Raw genomic sequence first — 16541 nt, forward strand, 5'->3', positions numbered from 1 at the left:
GCGGCCTACAGCAACAATACGTCCACCACGCTGCCCTGTTCCAACCCTTCCAGGTCGGCGTCAATGCGTACCAGGCCTTGGGCGTCCAGCAGGGTGCGCAGCAGGCCGGACAGGCCGGGCACGGGCACGGCAAGGGGCAGGCCGCCGGTGGACTCCGGGTCGGCCGGAGCTTCCAGGCGTACCCGCAGATAGTCCTCGCGGCCTTGCTTGGAGGCCATGTTGCGCGACAGCACGGCCCGGCGCGCGGGCCAGAGGTTCTGGTCAAAGGCATCGGACCGCCCCGCCAGATGGCGCAGAAAGGGCGTGCCCAGCACAAACATGACCACCTGGGCCGAAGCCACCTGGCCCGGCAGGCCCCAGACGCATTTTTGCCCCACGCGGGCCAGAATCAGCGGCTTGCCCGGCGAAAGGGCCACGCCGTGGCAGAAAATTTCCGCATCGGGCAGGCGTTCCAGGGCCGCGACGGTAAAATCGCGCGCGCCCACCGAACTGCCGCCCGAGAGCAGCAGCACGTCCACATCGGCCAGGTGTTCCCGCAGAGCAACGGCAATGGCTTCCAGGTCGTCGGGCACAATGCCCAGCAGGCGCGGCTCGGCCCCGGCTTCGCGGCAGATGGCCGCCAGGGCGTGACTGTTCACGTCGCGCACCTGTCCGGGCCGGGGATCGGCGCTGACGGGAATGACCTCGTCGCCTGTGGAAAGGATGCCCACCCTGGGCCGGGCGCGCACGCTCACGCCCCGCGCGCCGCAGGCGGCCAGCAGGCCGATTTCCTGCGGGCGGAGCAGAACGCCGGATCTGAGCGCCGGGCGGCCCTCACGCGCGTCGTCGCCGCGCCGCAGCACATGCGTGCCCGGAGCCACGGGACGCCGGATTTCCACCAGGGGCTCCCCATTTTGGCCGTCGGCCAGTTCGGCACTGTGCTCCACCATGACCACGGCGTCGGCCCCGTCCGGCAGCGTGCCGCCGGTGACGATGCCCGCGCATCGGCCCGGTTCCAGGCTGAAGTCGGCCGGGCGGTCCACGGCGATGCGGCCCGTGAGGGCCAGATAGACCGGATTGCCCTCGGACGCGCCGAAAACGTCCGCCGCTTGCACGGCATAGCCGTCCATGCCGGAGCGGCTGGTCAGGGGCACGTCGTCCCCGGCAATGACGTCCGCCGCCAGCACCCGGCCTTCCAGGCCGCGCGGGTCGGTCAGGGACGCCGTTTCGGAGGGCAGGGGGGCAAAGGCCGCCAGGCGGCGGGCCACTTCCGCCACGGGCAGGACCACAAAAAAGTTTCGGGGCATGGCTCTTCCTCCCATCCGCCCGTGTACAGCATCCCCGGCGGCCCGGCAATACGGGCCCGGCAGTGCTTCATTCCAGCCGGACAATGTATTTCGCCACATAGACCGCGCCCGACCCGGTCAGCAGGTGGCTCATCAGATCATAGCCGTAAGCGTCGCCGCGCATGCGCAGCCCCGCGTCGGCAACAGCCCTGACCATGCGCCCGAAAGCGGCGGCCTGGCTGGATACCTCGCCCTTGTGGAAAAAGGCCGCGTAGCGTCCGGCGGGAATTTCCCGCACGTCCCCCGCGTCGCCCGCTTCCGCCCGGGTAAAGAAAAAGCAGGGCCGGAAGTCTCCTTTTCCGGCGTGTTCCGCCGGGACGATCATGCCGAGAGGGGCGTCCGTGCTGTTGCCGCGCTTCAGATCATGCGCCAGGCAGGCGGAGTAGCATTCGACGCTGCCCGCGCCGCTGAGAATTTTTTCCGGGTCCGTGGGCACGGCAATGATGCGTTCCGCCTCCTTTTCCTCAAGCAGCAGCCTGTCGAAGTCCGCATCAATGGTCTCTTCGGTCAGGGCGATGAGCCTGCGCAGCATGGCCTCGCGCCGGGCCAGACGCGCCCGCTCTTTCTCGAGGATTCCGGCGCGCTCGCGGAGCAGGCGCAGACAGGCGCGGGGATCGCGCATTTCCCGGCAGGCCCGGATTTCCCCAAGCGTGCTGCCGGTCTCTTTAAGCAGGGATATCATGTCGAAATCGAAAAACTGCTCCAGGCCGTAACGGCGATAGCCGTTGCCCGAGACGTGCCTGGGCTTGAGGATGCCTTCCCGGTCGTAGTGGAAGAGCGTTTCCTTGGTTGTATGGCACAAGCGGGCGAATTCCCCGGTTTTCAGAAATTTTTCATTTTTCACGCCATGCTCCTTGACCCTTGCCTTACCCCATAGTTTATAGTGATCCATTACAAGAGGGAAGTCCGCGCGCAGAGGGCGCGCGGGCCGTATCCTCCGGGTATTTCAGAGCAGCTTTCCTTTGAAAGGCAAACTGCTTTAAGGAAGTGACGTGTCATGAAATGGTCCGAGTTCAGCACGGCCCGCGCGGCCTGTGCGTATTTCTTCATCTGTCCCGGCCTTGTCTACGGCCTGCTGACAGCGCGTCTGCCCGCGCTCAAGGCGCAGACCGGGGCGGACGATGCCCAGATAGGCCTTATCCTGCTCTGTCTCGGCGTGTCCGGGCTGGTCGCGCTTTTCGGCAGCGCCTGGCTCATCGCGCGCTGGGGCAGCCGTGCGGTTCTCCGTCTCGGCACCTTTGTGCTGCTTTTTTCCCTCCCGTTCTGCGGGCTGGCCTCCACGCCGCTGTTGCTCGCCCTGGCCTGCGTACTGGTCGGTTGCGGCACGGGTTTGGCCGATGTCGCCATGAACACGCAGGGGATACAGATTGAACGGCGTTACCATGCCCCGTGCATGGCGCTCATGCACGCCTCCTACAGCCTCGGCGGCGTCATGGGCTCGCTGATGGGGGCGCTGTTCGCCGCTCTGGGCTTCAGCCCGCTTGTCAATTTCATCGGCGTGCTCGGGGGCTACGCCTGCTTCCGGCCGCTGGCCGTGCCTCGCCTCCAGCCGGACGGCGCGACGGAACAAACGGCGCGGAAAAGAACCTTCCGCGTTCTGCCGCTTTTCGTCATCGGCTGCGGCCTGCTTGCCATGTGCACCTACGCGGCCGAAGGCTCGGTGGCGGAATGGGGCAGTCTGCTGCTCTTCAGCGTGAAAGGGGCCGATGAGCAGACCGCCGCCCTGGTCTACGGCGCCTTTGCCGGAACCACGGTGCTCTGCCGCGTTTTCACCGACCGGCTGCGGAGCTGGGCCGGGGATTTTCCCCTGACCTGCGGCGGGGCATTGCTCGCGACCTGCGGCATGGCCCTGGCCCTGTTTTCTCCCAGGGCGGGCGTCTGCCTTCTGGGCTATGCCTGCATGGGCGCGGGGCTATCTCCCATTGTCCCCATTCTGTTCAGCCGCGCCGGGGAATATCCCGGCGTCACTCCCGGCGAGGCCAGCGCGGCCGTCTCCGTGCTGGCCTACGGCGGCCTGCTGTTCTTTCCGCCCACCCTGGGCTGGCTTGCGCACAGGGTCGGGCTGGGCAACGCGCTGCTTGTGGTGCTCGGGCTCTGTTGCTGCCTGGCCCTCGGGACGTTTCTGCTCCGGGGCGGTTCCAGGAGCGTAACGCGGGCATAAGGGCGGCATATGGCGCAAAGCGGGAAGCGGAGCACCGTCGGTCGATGGCGGCTGTGCTCCGCTTCGGCTGTGCCCGTTTTTGCCTTTGCCCCGGGAATCGGCTATGCTGCCTGACCGCGCGGCGGCTTGTTCCCTTCTATTTCCCCGGCCGCCGTCCGGCAAAGGACGACTATGCAGCAAACCGCTTTGGGCTACGGCAGCGCCCTGCTTGCCACCATCATCTGGTCCGGCAATTTTGTGGTCGCCAGGGCTCTGGCAACCCTGATACCCCCGTGGCAGTGCAATTTCTGGCGCTGGCTGGTGGCTCTTGCGGTGCTTTTGCCTTTTGCCTGGCGGCATCTGAAGCGGGACTGGCCCGGCATCCGCAGGCACTGGCTGTACCTCTCGCTCATGGCCGTGCTGGGCGTCACCCTGATGAACACCCTGATCTACAAGGCCGGGCAGACTACGGAAAGCCTGAACATGGCCCTGTTGGTGCCCACCGCGCCTATCGTGATCCTGCTTTTTTCGCGCATCATCTACGGCGAGCCCATCACCCCGCGCCGCCTGGCCGGGATGCTGGTTGTGCTGGCGGGCGTGATCATTCTGGTCAGCCGGGGCGACTGGCAGCGCCTGGCCGGGCTGCGCATCAACAGCGGCGACTTCTGGGCCCTGGGCGGCGCGCTCTGCTTCGGGCTCTACTCGCTGTTCATGCGCCAGCGCTCCGGCGATGTGTCGCCCCTGGGCTTTAATGTGGCGACCTTTAGCCTGGGCCTGCTCTATTCCCTGCCCTTTACCGTGGCCGAGGCCTGCCTGTTGCCCCGGCCCGAGATTTCCCCGGCCCTGGTCACGGGCATCCTGTATGCCGGGGTGGGCTGTTCCTTTTTCTCGTTCTGGTTCTGGACCCTGGCCGTGGACAGAATCGGCCCGGTGCGCGCGGGCATTGTGTATTACAGCCTGCCGGTCTTCGCGGCCGTGGCCTCGGTGCTGGTGCTGGGCGAAAGCATCGCCCCGGCCCAGGTGGCGGGCGGCGTGCTGGTTATCGGCGGCATCCTGGTCGCCACGCTGGTTATTCCTCATCATCGCAAGCAAGCGTAACGCGTTCCAAAGGAGCTGATATATGGCGGAAGAAAAACAGCGCGTCGTCCTGGCGACCCATAACGCGGGCAAGGTGCGCGAACTGGCCGGGCCCCTGGCCGATTTCGGCGTGGAAGTCATCGGGCTGGAGGCCTTTCCCCAGATTGAGGACATTGAGGAAACCGGCACGACCTTTGAGGAAAACGCCCTGGTCAAGGCCCGTGCCGTGGCCGGGATCACCGGCCTGATCAGCGTGGCCGACGATTCGGGTTTGATGGTGGAGGCCCTGGGCGGCAGGCCCGGAGTCTATTCGGCCCGCTATTCCGACGACTGGCAAAGCCTGCCCGGCGAAAGCCGGGACCAGCGCAATATCCGCAAGCTGCTGCACGAGTTGGCCGACGTGCCCGAGGGGCGCCGGGCCTGCTGCTTTGTGAGCTGCATGGCCGCTGTGAGGCCCGACGGCGGGGAGATGGTGGTGCGCGGCACCTGGGAAGGGCGCCTGCTGGCCGCGCCGCGCGGAGAGAACGGCTTCGGCTATGATCCGGTTTTTTTTGATCCCCTGATCAACAAAACCGCTGCCCAGCTTTCCCGAGAGGAAAAAAACGCCCGCAGCCATCGCGGCAATGCCCTGCGGGCCTTGCTGGCGCGCTGGGGGGCGTTTATGGCCGGGTAACGCGGTCTTTGGCCTTTTCCCGCGTGCTGTTTTCGAGCGCCGCGCGGCCGCTCTTTCCGGCAGCCGCGCGGCGCTCGGCGTTCCCGTTCTAAACTTTTTTACGTTCCGGCCGTTAGAAAAGGAGAACGGAAGATCCCGGTGTCCGGGGGCGCGGCGGCGCGCCTGTCCGCACCCGGCAAAAATTTCTTTGCACGCATTTTGCAAGAGTTTGTGCGCACCGCTGTTTTTTGGTGGCGGGCCCGCGTCTTGGGCGCGGCAGAGATCTTTCGCAGTGCGAGGCGCATATGGCAATCAGCATTTCCGGCTCCAACGCCATTTCCGGTCTGAGCGGCAACGACACCAACTTCGACAAGGTGCTGGAGCAGCTCAAAAAGATCGAATCGTCGCAGCTGAACCGGCTTGAAGCCTGGAAAGGCGACTGGAACCTGCGCTATGAGGCCTTCGGCAAGATCATTGAGCAGGTGCAGGCCGCCAGCAGCATGCTCTCCGCGCTGAGCGACAAGAACAACTTCGTCACCAAGAACGTCAGCAGCAGCAACGAAAACATCATCACCGCGGTGGCCAATGCCTCGGCCCAGGATGTGCAGCACACCATCAAAGTCAGCCAGATGGCCAGCAACGCCATCTGGGCCAATACCGGTTGTGTGTTCGATTCCAAGACCGATATCATCAACGACACGGGCGACGTGCAGTACTTCCGCTTCAATTACGCGGGCAAGGACCACAGCATCAAGGTTCCGGCCGGTACCACGCTGGAGTCGTTCGCCAGCATGGTCAACAATTCCACGGAAAATCCGGGCATCAAGGTCAGCCTGATCCAGACCGGTTCCGGCTATGTCTACCAGGTGGCGGGCAAGGATACCGGCGCGGACAACAACCTGATCATCTACAACAACAATCTGAAGGGCATGGGGGCCTCGGGCACGAACTCCACTTGGCTGACCAACGGCAGCCTGGATACCAGCCAGTCCCTCACCAACCCCACGGAATATACCTATGACCTGGTGTTGCGGAACGGCGCCAAAAAATCCGTGACTGTCAAGGGCAACTCCACCGCCGACCAGTTGGTGACGGCTCTCAACGCCGCCGCCGGCGGCATCAATGCCCGACTGGACGCCGACGGCAACCTACTTATGGACGGCGTCAAGTCCTTCAGCCGCCGCAAGAGTTCGGATGAAGCCTATACGCCGCCCTCCACCTGGGTGGGTGTGGGCAGCGGCAGTCTGAATGATGACAAATTGAATGCCGCCGGAGGCATGGCCGAGGGCAAGGGGGACAATGACCTCCTGACCTTCACCATGACCATGGAAGACGGCAGCACGCGCGAATTCAAGATCAAGGCCGGGGCCAGCAAGCGGGATCTGCTGGTACAGATGGCCCAGGCCACCCAGAGCGGCGACAGCGTGAATATCGGTATGAACAGCGCGGGTTCCTGGGGCGTGAACCTGAGCGGCGTCACAAATGTGGCGTGCGCCGACCTCACCGACGCCGGCAAGCTGCAGAGCAGTCTCACGCCCGCCAAGGGCGTCCGGGACGAGTTGGGCGGCACGCTGGACTCCGCCTCCGCCACCCTGACCTTTGCCGCGGGCAAGCTGGGCAAGCGCATTGACGGCAAGGACGACGAAACCCCGCCGCCTCCGGGTTCGGAACTTGTCTTCACCATCACCAAGAAGGACGGCAGCGTCGTTTATGTGAAGACGTTGGCCGACGGCACGACGCCGCTGACAAGCGACATGACCAACCAGCAGTTGCTGGATGCCGTTAATGCCGCCTGTCCCGGAGCGCTCACAACGGACGCCGACGGCAATCAAGTCCTGAAACTGGACGGCGTGAAGGATTTCAAACTGACCACCGGCTCCAGCGGAACCGCCGGTTTTACGACCACGTTTGAAGCCAGCACCAAGGTGCCCAAAACAAATCCGGATGCGACCGGAAATTCCCTGTTCTATACTGACGGCACCAACACCTACCTGGAAGAACCGCCGGATCTGGTCTACACCATCACCACCAATGACGGGAAAACCGGAACCCTGAAACTGCCTTCGGGCAGCACCATGAAGCAGGTGCTGGACAGCCTGAAGAACCCCGGCGGAGCCGACTGGGTCTGGACGGAGAAGGACACAGGCGGGAATGACGTTGCCGCCGCTCCCCCGGCCGCCCCCGACTGGGGCGTGGCCTTCACGGACGCTGACGGCAAGGAGTATGTGGGCGCTGACGGCACCACACCCCTCACGCTGGACGAGATCACCGCCGCCGGAAAGCCGGTCTACCTCCAGCTCAAGAATGTCCAGAGCGCCGGGGGACCGGCCCTTCAGGGCCAGGTAGACACGTCGGACAACTGGACCATCCAGCGGTCGGCCAATGCCCGCTATACCGTGGACAACTGGCCCATGGAAATGGAGTCGGCCTCCAACAGCGTGAGCGACGTCATTGAGGGCGTGGTCTTCAGCATCCAGAACACGGGCGATGCGCACATTACCGTCAGCACGGACATCACTTCGGTGGAGCAGTCCATCCAGAATTTTCTGGACGCGGTCAACTCGGTGCTGCTGACCGTCCGTGACTATACCTCCTATGACGAGGACAAGGAGGTCACCACCAACGACCCCGATAATATTGAAAAGGACAACTACAGTCCGTCGGGCCTGACCAACCAGAAAGGCGGCCTGTTGCAGGGCAACTACGGGGTGCAGTTGTTCAAAAGCCGTTTCTCCAGCGTGCTCAGTTCCTCGCCGCCCGGCTTCAAGAGCCGCCAGTCGGCGGACGACATTCTTTCCGGCGACGTTCTGGCCAGCCTCGCCAATTTGGGTATCAAGACAGACACGGATGAAAGCAGCGAGACTTACGGGCTGCTGGTGATCGCCCCCAAGTCCGGCATTGCGGAATTGCAGACGCTGGACAAGGAAAGCTACAATGACATGATCACCAACAACCTGGAAGCCGTGGTGGATTTTTTCTGCGCCAGCGGCACAGGTTCTTCCACCAGCGCCGATTTTCGCTACGGCAGCCATGTGGAGGGCATTACCAAGGCGGGCAACTACGAAGTAAAGTACCATGTGGAGATGGGCAGCGACGGCAAGCCCCAAATCACCAATGTGACCGTCGGCGGCATGGAGGCCACGCGCGACGAGAGCATGCCGGGCAATTATTTCAGCGTGGCCAAGGGCGACGCGCGCGGTCTGTCCATCCAGATTGACGACCTGAGCCTCGGCGACCATCCCCCGGCCGGCGAAGAGCCCATGTATGTGCGCATCAAGCAGGGCCTGGCGCAGACGGTAAACAGCTTTTTCAAGGACGAACTGAATTTCACGGCCGTGAATATCACGAGCAATATGACGCAGTCTGAAATAGACGACGCCATTGCCCTGAAGTCCAAGAACGGCGCCCTGATGTCTTTGCGGGACAACTACAAGAGCATCATGGAGAATATCGACAAGAAGATCGAGCGCGAGCAGTACCGCCTGGAAACCTGGGAGGCACGGCAGAAGGCGGTCTTCGCCAACCTGGAAACCCTGCTCAAGAATTACAGCGAGCAGGAGAAGACGCTGAAAGCGCAACTCAAGCAGTTGAGCAGCGGCAGCGACTAAGCATTGATTTCCACTCCGGCACGGCGGACCAGAGCGGGCAACGAGTGTCTGATTTGAAAAATTAGACACACAAAATCCGCAGGATTTTGCGGCGGCGCAGCCGCCATGAGTCATCGAGAAACCACGTTTTTTCGCTGACGATCCTGCGAAAATTGAGAGCATAACTATGCCCGAAATTTTTGCAATTAGAGCGTGTTGATATTGAAAATATCTCAACGCTCTGTGCGGATTTTCCGTGAAAATCCGCAGCGCGAAATTATCGCAAGGCGAATTTACTTCGCCGTTAAGCGATAATTTCAAGCGCAAAATGCTCTAGACACGAGAAGGAACAAGCCTATGAACAAAGCGGCGCAAGCATATTTTCAAACCAAGGTCAGCACCACGGATCAGGGGCAGCTTCTGATCATGCTCTACGACGGCGCGCTCAATTACCTCCAGCAGGCGCGCGACAAAATGCTGGCCAGGGATTTCGCGGGCAAAGGCATTCTGATTTCCAAGGTCATCGACATCGTCAATGAACTTTCCGCCTCCCTGAACATGGACAAGGGCGGCAGCCTGGCCGTGAACCTCAATAATCTGTATATCCTCTGCACCGCGCGGCTCTTGCAGGCCAATCTGAAAATGAACGTGGAGTCCCTGGACAGCGTGGTGCACATTCTCTCCGGCCTGCGCGGCGCTTACGCCCAGATCATTGAAACTCCGGAGGCCCGCCGCGCGGCGGCGGAAATAGCCGGGCGCATGCAGCCGGCGGGCTCGGCCATGAAAACCGCCCAGCCCATCATGCAGGCGCCGGTGACGGCGGTGCCGCGCTCCCACGCCCGGGCCGCCTACGGCAGAAACGCCATGCAGCCCGGCATTCCGACGGCCGCCCCGGCCGCGCCCCCGGAAGCGGCGGCACGGGCCCATGTGCAGAATTTCGTGCCGCCCGCCGCGCCGGTCGCCCCTGTTGCCGCCCGCCTGCCCGGAGCCTACGCCAAGCCCGACAACAGTTGAGTTTTGCCGCGCCGTCCGTTTCTTCCCGCGCCGGTCTTCGCACAGTCGAAGCCCGGCGCGGTTTTTTTTAGCTTTTGCAAAAAACTGTGATTTCAATCACAGTGAACGAGGTGGGTTTGTGTTGTATATGGGGACACATCCTCCACCGAGGGAGGAAAAGGAGTTTTACCCCTATGTTTTGCAATCAGTGTGAACAGACAGCCAAGGGAACGGGCTGCACGGTGGCCGGTGTTTGCGGCAAAAGCGCGGATGTGGCGGTCATTCAGGATCAATTGATTTATCTTCTGCGGCGTCTGGCGGCCCTGGTCCTGCAGGCCCGTGCCACGGGCATTGTGGATCCGGATACGGACGACTTCATGGTCGAGGCCCTGTTCGGCACCCTGACCAATGTGAATTTCGACCCCGAGGCTCTGCGCAAAATGCAGGCCGAAACCCTGGAGCGGGCCAAGGCCCTGGCCGCCCGTCTGGGGGAAAAACCCGAGGATCTGAACGTTTCCCTGGACGAATATCTGGCCCGCCTGCCGGAAAGCGTGGTGGGCATCGACGTGCTCAGCGCGGACGCGGACGTGGCTTCGGCCATGCAGATGCTGCTTTTCGGGCTCAAGGGCGTGGCCGCCTACGCCGACCATGCGGCGCGGCTCGGTCAGCGCGATCCCGAACTTGGGGCCTTTGTCTGCAAGGCTCTTGTGGCCGGTACGCTTTGGGACGAGGAAGTCCGCGATCTGGGCGGCTGGCTGGAACTGGTGCTGGAATGCGGCAAGGCCAATCTGCGGGCCATGGAACTGCTGGAAAAGGGCAATACCGAATCCTTCGGCGATCCCGTGCCCACGCCGGTTTCCCTGGGCCACCGCAAGGGCAAGGCCATTCTGGTTTCCGGCCATGATCTTTTGGATCTGCGGGCCCTGCTGGAACAGACCGAAGGCACGGGCATCAATATCTACACCCACGGCGAAATGCTGCCCGCCCACGGCTACCCCCGCCTGAAGGCCTTCAAGCATCTGGCCGGACATTTCGGTACGGCCTGGCAGAACCAGCAGAAAGAACTGCCCGACTTCCCCGGCGCGGTGCTCTTCACCACCAACTGCATCCAGAATCCCCGCACCTACGGCGACAAGATCTTTACCAGCGGCAATGTGGGCTGGCCCGGCTGTGTGCACTGCAAAGGGCGCGATTTCGCGCCGGTCATCGCCAAGGCCCTGGAACTGCCCGGCTTTGCCGAGGACGAGCCCGGCAAGGAAATTCTGACCGGCTTCGGCCGCCAAACCATGCTCAATGCCGCGCCCAAGGTGCTGGAAGCCGTGGCCCAGGGCAAGCTGCGTCACATCTTCCTGGTGGGCGGCTGTGACGGGGCCCGGCCCGGCCGCAACTATTACACGGAATTTGTGGAAAAAACCCCGCAGGACACCTTGGTGCTGACTCTGGCCTGCGGCAAGTTCCGCTTCTTTGACAAGGACCTGGGCAAGCTCGGCGACCTGCCCCGCCTGCTGGACATGGGCCAGTGCAACGACGCCTACGCGGCGGTACAGGTGGCCCTGGCCCTGGCCGACGCCCTGAAATGCGACGTCAACGATCTGCCGCTTTCCCTGGTGCTTTCCTGGTATGAGCAGAAAGCCGTGAGCATCCTGCTCACCCTGCTGGCCCTGGGCATCAAAAATATCCGTCTCGGGCCCAGCCTGCCCGCCTTTGTTTCACCGACCATTCTGAATATCCTGGTGGAGAAGTGGGGCATCCGTCCCATCAGCACCCCGGATGAGGATCTGGCGGCCATTCTGAAGTAACGTCGGAAGTTGCCGGGCGGCTCCCCGGAGCCGCCCGGCGATGATGTAAAGCAATTTCACTTTGAAATTGCTCTGGCGGCAGCGTGAGCAGGCGCCCGCCACGAGCGTCATCCGTAAGGCGGCTATGCCGCCTTACGGATGACGAAAGCAGAGATAGGCGTAAGTGCAATTTATTTGCGTGGTTGCCTCACCCGTTAGCGAGTCTTCGAGCAATTTGCGCTTGAAATTATCGCTTAACGGCGAAGTAAATTCGCCTTGCGATAATTTCGTGGTGCGTATTTTCACGGAAAATCCGCACAGCGCGTTGAGATATTTTCAATATCAACCCGCTCTAAAAACTTTGGGAATGTGCATTCTCAAAGTTAACATTATCTGAAGATTGACGCCATGCCGGAATCACCCTTGAAAGAGCCTGCACAACAGGCCGTTCTGACGGCTCTCGGCAACGGACTTTTCGCCGTGTTGCGTCCGGAGGAGCGCCTGGCCCTGGCCGGACACGCTCGCTTGCGGGCCTTTGCCAAGGGCGAGGTGTTGTTCCGGGAAGGCCAGGAAAGCGCGGACCCCGCCTTTCTGCTCTCCGGCCTGGTCAAATTGTCCCGCAGCGCGCCCCGTGGCCGGGAATGCGTGCTGCATCTGGTGCGGCCCGGCCGCCTTCTGGACGCGGGCGTGCTGTTTTATGAGGGCGGCTTGCCCGCTTCGGCAATGGGCGTCCGGGAGGGCCGCCTGCTCTGGCTGGACAAGCGCGCCCTGCTGGCTGTCCTGCGCGACAACGCGGCGCTGGGCCTGGGCCTGATCGCGGCGCTTTCCCTGCGCCAGCGCCTGTTCATCAACAAACTGGCCGGGTCGCAGGGGCGGATTTCCGCTTCCCGCCGGGTGGCGGCCTGGCTGCTGCACCGGTCGAAAATGGAAAAGACCGACGCGCTGGATCTCGGCGTCAGCCGTGAAATTCTGGCGCGTCTGGTCGGCATCAGCCGCGAGAGCCTGAGCCGGGAACTGAGCCAGCTGGCCGCCAACGGCCTGATCAGCGTTGAACGCCGTCGTGTGCTCCTGCTGGACCGGGCGGGGCTGCAAAAATTGGCCGATAGCTAACATCCGTGCGCTATGCTGCGGGAACACAGAATATGAAAAGCTGCATCATTTATTCCTCAGTCACGGGCAATACCCGTAAGGTGGCTGAAGCCCTGGCCGCCGCTTCCGGCGCGCCCTGCTTCCCCGTGCGTGAGGCGCCGGACCCTGATGACTACGACCTGCTGGCCCTGGGGTTCTGGGTGCGCCTGGGCCAGGCCGACGCCAGGACGCAAGGATACATGCGCCGCGTGCTCGGCAAGAAAGTCTTCTTTTTCGGAACCCTGGGGGCCTGGCCGGATTCGCCGCACGCCCGGCGCTGCGCGGAAGGCGCGCGGGCCCTGCTGGAAGAAGGCGGCAATACGGTGCTGGACGGCTTTTTGTGCCAGGGCCGGGTCGATCCGAAAATTCTGGAAATTTCGCGGCAAAAAGGCCGCCATCCCATGACGCCGGAACGCCGCGCCCGGCTGGAGGAGGCCGCCCGCCATCCCGATACGGCGGATCTGGCGGAAGCCGGGCGGCGCTGGCAGCTGTGCCTTGCGGATTGATTGCATGTCGGGCCGGAGCGTTTCAGGTGTGAAATGCTCTGCCGAACGAAGCGCAGGCGTGTTTTGCGCGCGCCGTTACACAACTGTTTGAAGCATTGATTCCCGTAAAAGGAGAGAGGTATGCGCCTGAGCAAACGCGAGTGTTCTGAACCGGCTTTTTTTGACGAGGTCTTCGCCAAGGCCGAAGAACTGTTTCTGGCCCTTAACAATGGGGACTTCCCCTATCTGATTCCGCTTAATTTCGTGCGTCTGGACCAGCACATCTATCTGCACAGCGCTCTGGAAGGAACCAAGTTGGATTTGATCCGCAAGGACGGCCGCGTGGCCTTCAGCCTGGCGACGGACGTGCGGATCGACCGCGAAAAATCCTCCACCTACTACAAATCCATCTGCGGCACGGGCCGCGCCTCTCTGGTCGAGGACGCGGAGGAAAAGCGTCTGGCCCTGGACAGCCTGGCGGAACGCTATGCCGCCCGTTGCCCGCGCCCCGCGCCGGACGCCAATGTCCGCCGGGTGGCCGTCATCCGCATCGATATCCTGTCCCTGACCGGCAAGCGCTGTCTGCCGGAGGGAGCGACGAGCCCAGAGCCCGTTTAAAACCGTCCTGGCGTACTGCGGGCCCGCCTGAGGGGCTACGCCAATGCCTTTGTCCGCTGCCTCCCGCCGACCCGTTCCGGCAGGGATTCCGGCACTGCGCCTTGCGCGTCGCCTCAGCACGCCGGGCTGGAATTCCAGTCAAGGAGCTGTCCGAGATGTCCATGACCGCAAGCGCCCGTCTTTGCCCCCTGCCCGCAGCCCTGGCGCTGCTGCTGGCCGGTGCGCACTTCTGGCGGGCCGGCCTGCCCGCCCTGACCCTGGGCTGCGTTCTGCTGGCCCTGCTGGCCTGGACTCGCGGGGCCTGGGTGCGCCGGGTCCTGCTGCTGGTCCTGCCCCTGCTGGCTGCCCGCTGGATCTGGACCACAAGCCAGTTCGTCCAGGTACGCCAGTTCATGGACCAGCCCTGGCACCGATTGGCCGCCATTCTTCTGGGCGTGGCCCTGTTCACCGCCCTGGCCGCCCTGCCGTTGCTGAGCGAGCGGGCGCGGGCGCGCTATGCCCGCCGGGAAAGCAGCGCGGGCGCGCAACTGGCGGCCCTGGGACTGACCACCGGCATTCTGGCCGCAGCCTGGGCTCTGGTGCCGGGCCTCTTTGTGCTGGAGCGCTTCGCGCCCGGCTGGGGCTTGGCCCAGGTCTTTTTGCCCGGCCTCTGGGCGGCCTGGGTGGCGGGGCGGCTGTCTGACCGGCATACGGCCGTTGCCGCCCGGCTCTGGACCTGGCGGCTGTTTTCCCTGGTCTTTTTCGGCCAGTTGCTGCTGGGCCTCACCCTGGACGGGCGTTTTCTGCTCAGCGGCAACCTGCATCTGCCCGTGCCGGGTGTGATTTTGGCCGCGCCGTTGTACCGGGGCGGGGGCTATTTCATGCTGATTCTTTTCGGCGTCGCCGTGCTGCTGGCGGGCGCGGCCTGGTGCAGCCAGCTCTGCTATTTCGGCGTCTGGGACGCGGGCACGGCGGCCCGGGGGCGCGTGCGCCCGGTACCGGCCTGGCTGCCCCGGCTGCGTCTGGTCGTGCTGGCGCTGACCCTGCTGGCGCCCGTGTTGCTGCGCCTGGCCGGGGCTCCGGTGGGGGTGGCCCTGGCCTGCGGCCTGTTGCTGGGCCTGCTCTTGCCGTGCTGCGCCGGACTGTTCAGCCGTAAGCTGGGTTTCGGAACCTATTGCCTGGGCGTCTGCCCGCTGGGCCTGGTCGCGAGGGGATTGGGGCGGCTGTCGCCCTGGCGCGTACGCCGCACGGGCGCGTGCAACCGCTGCGGAGCCTGCGCGCGGGCCTGCCGTTATGGGGCCATGACGCCGGAACGCCTGGATCAGGAGACGCCCGGTTCCGCATGCACCCTCTGCCGGGACTGTCTGGCGGCCTGCCGCCGGAACGCGCTTTCTCTCGGCTTGTACGGCACAAAAAGACACGGCCCGGCGGTGGAAAGCGCCTTCATCGCCCTGCTGGCCTCGCTGCATGCGGTGTTTCTGGCTCTGGCGCGGGTATAGAGCAGTGTTCATACGCATGAAATGCGTCACAGCTCCTGGGGAGGGGATATGACCGGAATGACACGGGTACTGAGCCGCCTGGGCGGCGCGCGGACATCCGCGCGGACAACCTGGAGCGACGTGGGCTGGGCTTGGTTGGGCAGCGCCCTTTCCATTGCCTGCCTGGCCTGGCTGGAACGCGCATGCGCCCAGGAATGGAATTTGCCCTTGCTCATCGGCTCGTTCGGGGCTTCGGCGGTCCTGGCCTTCGGCGCGCCTGAAAGCCCGCTGGCCCAGCCGCGTAATCTGGTGGGAGGACATCTGCTTTCGGCGCTGGTGGGCGTCAGCTGCCAGCTGCTTCTGGGGCAGGAGCCCACGGCGGCCGCGGCGTTGGCCGTGTCCACCGCCATTGCCCTGATGTGCGTCACCAAAACCCTGCATCCACCCGGCGGGGCCACGGCACTGATCGCGGTCATCGGCGGGGCGGACATCCACCGCCTGGGCTACTGGTATGTGCTTCTGCCGTGCGGCGCGGGGGCCTGCTGCCTGCTGTTGCTGGCCTTGCTGACCAACAATCTGGGCGCGCGGCGGCGCTATCCCCGGAAGTGGTGGTGATAACCGGGAGTGACGGGGGCGTTAGGGCATTTCAACTTTGAAATGCCCTAACGCCGAACACGGTGAGGCGCGCCGCGAAGACCGACCCGACGGGCGGCCCGTAGGGCCGTGCCTGTAGCCCAAAGGGCGTACAGGCATCGAGAGCAACGCGGCGTGGATTCAGGCGAAAATCATGTTTTTCGCCTGAATGGCAACTTTGAAATTTGTAGAATTTCAAAATGAATCTGCTCAAGGGCCATTGCGGGTATGGTCGCTGAAAAAAAGTCCCCGGTTCTCCTGAACAGGAGGACCGGGGGCTGATGGTTCGGGTGAAGGTTGTTTATTCTTCGGTTTCAGGCGCTTTCACCGGCTGCTTGGCGGCGGGCTTGGCGGCCTTGGGAGCGTGTTTGACGGGTTTCTTCACGGCCGCGCCGGGCTTGTGCGCCGGGGCTTTGGCTGTGGAAGCGGCCGGAGCTTTGGCCGCGCCCTGCTGCGGAGCCGCAAAAGCAACGCCCGCGCAGGAGATGGAGAGAGCACAGGCCAGGACAAGGCAACGGGCAAGGGTTTTGGAAAACAACATACAGATTCCCCCTTATACATAAGGGAAAATGTTTTTGAAGGGAAAATCCCTATGCGGCCGGAGTTACCGACTCCGCCGTATCCGGCATGCATGCCGGTCAAACGAAGCGTGACGAAGGTCACATCTT

14 protein-coding genes are annotated in these 16541 nt (G+C 63.6%); 11 read left to right on the forward strand and 3 right to left on the reverse strand.

Going from position 1 to position 16541, the window contains the following annotated elements:
• Positions 1-5 precede the first annotated feature (5 nt).
• Together HMPREF1022_RS08520 and HMPREF1022_RS08525 are read right to left on the reverse strand one after the other, a co-directional pair.
• Positions 6-1286 (reverse strand): molybdopterin molybdotransferase MoeA, encoded by a 1281-nt coding sequence (locus tag HMPREF1022_RS08520; RefSeq protein WP_009302795.1) that lies wholly within the window; start codon positions 1284-1286, stop codon positions 6-8.
• Between the two features lie 67 nt (positions 1287-1353).
• Positions 1354-2169 carry a MerR family transcriptional regulator gene (locus tag HMPREF1022_RS08525; protein WP_009302796.1) on the reverse strand — a complete coding sequence of 272 codons (816 nt, stop codon included), beginning with the start codon at positions 2167-2169 and terminating at the stop codon, positions 1354-1356.
• 153 nt (positions 2170-2322) lie between these two features.
• On the opposite strand from HMPREF1022_RS08525, the gene HMPREF1022_RS08530 reads away from it, so the two are divergent.
• The 11 genes from HMPREF1022_RS08530 to HMPREF1022_RS08580 all read left to right on the forward strand — a co-directional run bounded on the left by HMPREF1022_RS08530 (position 2323) and on the right by HMPREF1022_RS08580 (position 15855).
• Positions 2323-3486, forward strand: coding sequence for an MFS transporter (locus HMPREF1022_RS08530; RefSeq protein WP_008682142.1), 1164 nt, complete (start codon positions 2323-2325; stop codon positions 3484-3486).
• Positions 3487-3657: 171 nt separating this feature from the next.
• On the forward strand, positions 3658-4563 hold the full coding sequence (locus HMPREF1022_RS08535; protein WP_009302797.1) for a DMT family transporter: 906 nt from the start codon (positions 3658-3660) through the stop codon (positions 4561-4563).
• A gap of 22 nt (positions 4564-4585) precedes the next feature.
• Positions 4586-5215: an RdgB/HAM1 family non-canonical purine NTP pyrophosphatase gene (gene rdgB / locus HMPREF1022_RS08540; RefSeq protein ID WP_009302798.1), complete on the forward strand. Its 630-nt coding sequence runs from the start codon at positions 4586-4588 to the stop codon at positions 5213-5215.
• A 284-nt stretch (positions 5216-5499) separates the two neighbouring features.
• Positions 5500-8802: a flagellar filament capping protein FliD gene (gene fliD / locus HMPREF1022_RS08545; protein ID WP_008682135.1), complete on the forward strand. Its 3303-nt coding sequence runs from the start codon at positions 5500-5502 to the stop codon at positions 8800-8802.
• A 336-nt stretch (positions 8803-9138) separates the two neighbouring features.
• Positions 9139-9795 carry a flagellar export chaperone FliS gene (gene fliS / locus HMPREF1022_RS08550; RefSeq protein ID WP_009302799.1) on the forward strand — a complete coding sequence of 219 codons (657 nt, stop codon included), beginning with the start codon at positions 9139-9141 and terminating at the stop codon, positions 9793-9795.
• Positions 9796-9968: 173 nt separating this feature from the next.
• Positions 9969-11573: a hydroxylamine reductase gene (gene hcp / locus HMPREF1022_RS08555; RefSeq protein ID WP_008682131.1), complete on the forward strand. Its 1605-nt coding sequence runs from the start codon at positions 9969-9971 to the stop codon at positions 11571-11573.
• 402 nt (positions 11574-11975) lie between these two features.
• Positions 11976-12662 carry a Crp/Fnr family transcriptional regulator gene (locus HMPREF1022_RS08560; RefSeq protein ID WP_232221578.1) on the forward strand — a complete coding sequence of 229 codons (687 nt, stop codon included), beginning with the start codon at positions 11976-11978 and terminating at the stop codon, positions 12660-12662.
• 32 nt (positions 12663-12694) lie between these two features.
• Positions 12695-13186 carry a flavodoxin family protein gene (locus HMPREF1022_RS08565; RefSeq protein ID WP_009302801.1) on the forward strand — a complete coding sequence of 164 codons (492 nt, stop codon included), beginning with the start codon at positions 12695-12697 and terminating at the stop codon, positions 13184-13186.
• 120 nt (positions 13187-13306) lie between these two features.
• Positions 13307-13783: a pyridoxamine 5'-phosphate oxidase family protein gene (locus tag HMPREF1022_RS08570; RefSeq protein WP_009302802.1), complete on the forward strand. Its 477-nt coding sequence runs from the start codon at positions 13307-13309 to the stop codon at positions 13781-13783.
• A gap of 155 nt (positions 13784-13938) precedes the next feature.
• On the forward strand, positions 13939-15261 hold the full coding sequence (locus HMPREF1022_RS08575; RefSeq protein WP_009302803.1) for a 4Fe-4S dicluster domain-containing protein: 1323 nt from the start codon (positions 13939-13941) through the stop codon (positions 15259-15261).
• Between the two features lie 57 nt (positions 15262-15318).
• Complete coding sequence (locus tag HMPREF1022_RS08580; RefSeq protein ID WP_035061303.1) at positions 15319-15855, forward strand: HPP family protein; 537 nt, start codon at positions 15319-15321, stop codon at positions 15853-15855.
• 319 nt (positions 15856-16174) lie between these two features.
• Here the strand turns inward: HMPREF1022_RS08580 and HMPREF1022_RS08585 are convergent, their stop codons facing one another.
• Entirely contained in the window at positions 16175-16414 is a 240-nt protein-coding gene (locus tag HMPREF1022_RS08585) for a hypothetical protein (protein WP_009302805.1), read from the reverse strand.
• Positions 16415-16541: the final 127 nt, after the last annotated feature.

This window comes from Desulfovibrio sp. 6_1_46AFAA (assembly GCF_000224635.1).
Classification (GTDB): domain Bacteria; phylum Desulfobacterota; class Desulfovibrionia; order Desulfovibrionales; family Desulfovibrionaceae; genus Desulfovibrio; species Desulfovibrio fairfieldensis.

Coding starts and splice junctions, on each gene's coding strand:
- HMPREF1022_RS08520 (WP_009302795.1), bottom strand. CDS start 1,286: ATGCCCCGAAACTTTTTTGTGGTCCTGCCCGTGGCGGAAGTGGCCCGC.
- HMPREF1022_RS08530 (WP_008682142.1), top strand. CDS start 2,323: ATGAAATGGTCCGAGTTCAGCACGGCCCGCGCGGCCTGTGCGTATTTC.
- HMPREF1022_RS08535 (WP_009302797.1), top strand. CDS start 3,658: ATGCAGCAAACCGCTTTGGGCTACGGCAGCGCCCTGCTTGCCACCATC.
- rdgB (WP_009302798.1), top strand. CDS start 4,586: ATGGCGGAAGAAAAACAGCGCGTCGTCCTGGCGACCCATAACGCGGGC.
- fliD (WP_008682135.1), top strand. CDS start 5,500: ATGGCAATCAGCATTTCCGGCTCCAACGCCATTTCCGGTCTGAGCGGC.
- fliS (WP_009302799.1), top strand. CDS start 9,139: ATGAACAAAGCGGCGCAAGCATATTTTCAAACCAAGGTCAGCACCACG.
- hcp (WP_008682131.1), top strand. CDS start 9,969: ATGTTTTGCAATCAGTGTGAACAGACAGCCAAGGGAACGGGCTGCACG.
- HMPREF1022_RS08565 (WP_009302801.1), top strand. CDS start 12,695: ATGAAAAGCTGCATCATTTATTCCTCAGTCACGGGCAATACCCGTAAG.
- HMPREF1022_RS08570 (WP_009302802.1), top strand. CDS start 13,307: ATGCGCCTGAGCAAACGCGAGTGTTCTGAACCGGCTTTTTTTGACGAG.
- HMPREF1022_RS08575 (WP_009302803.1), top strand. CDS start 13,939: ATGTCCATGACCGCAAGCGCCCGTCTTTGCCCCCTGCCCGCAGCCCTG.
- HMPREF1022_RS08580 (WP_035061303.1), top strand. CDS start 15,319: ATGACACGGGTACTGAGCCGCCTGGGCGGCGCGCGGACATCCGCGCGG.
- HMPREF1022_RS08585 (WP_009302805.1), bottom strand. CDS start 16,414: ATGTTGTTTTCCAAAACCCTTGCCCGTTGCCTTGTCCTGGCCTGTGCT.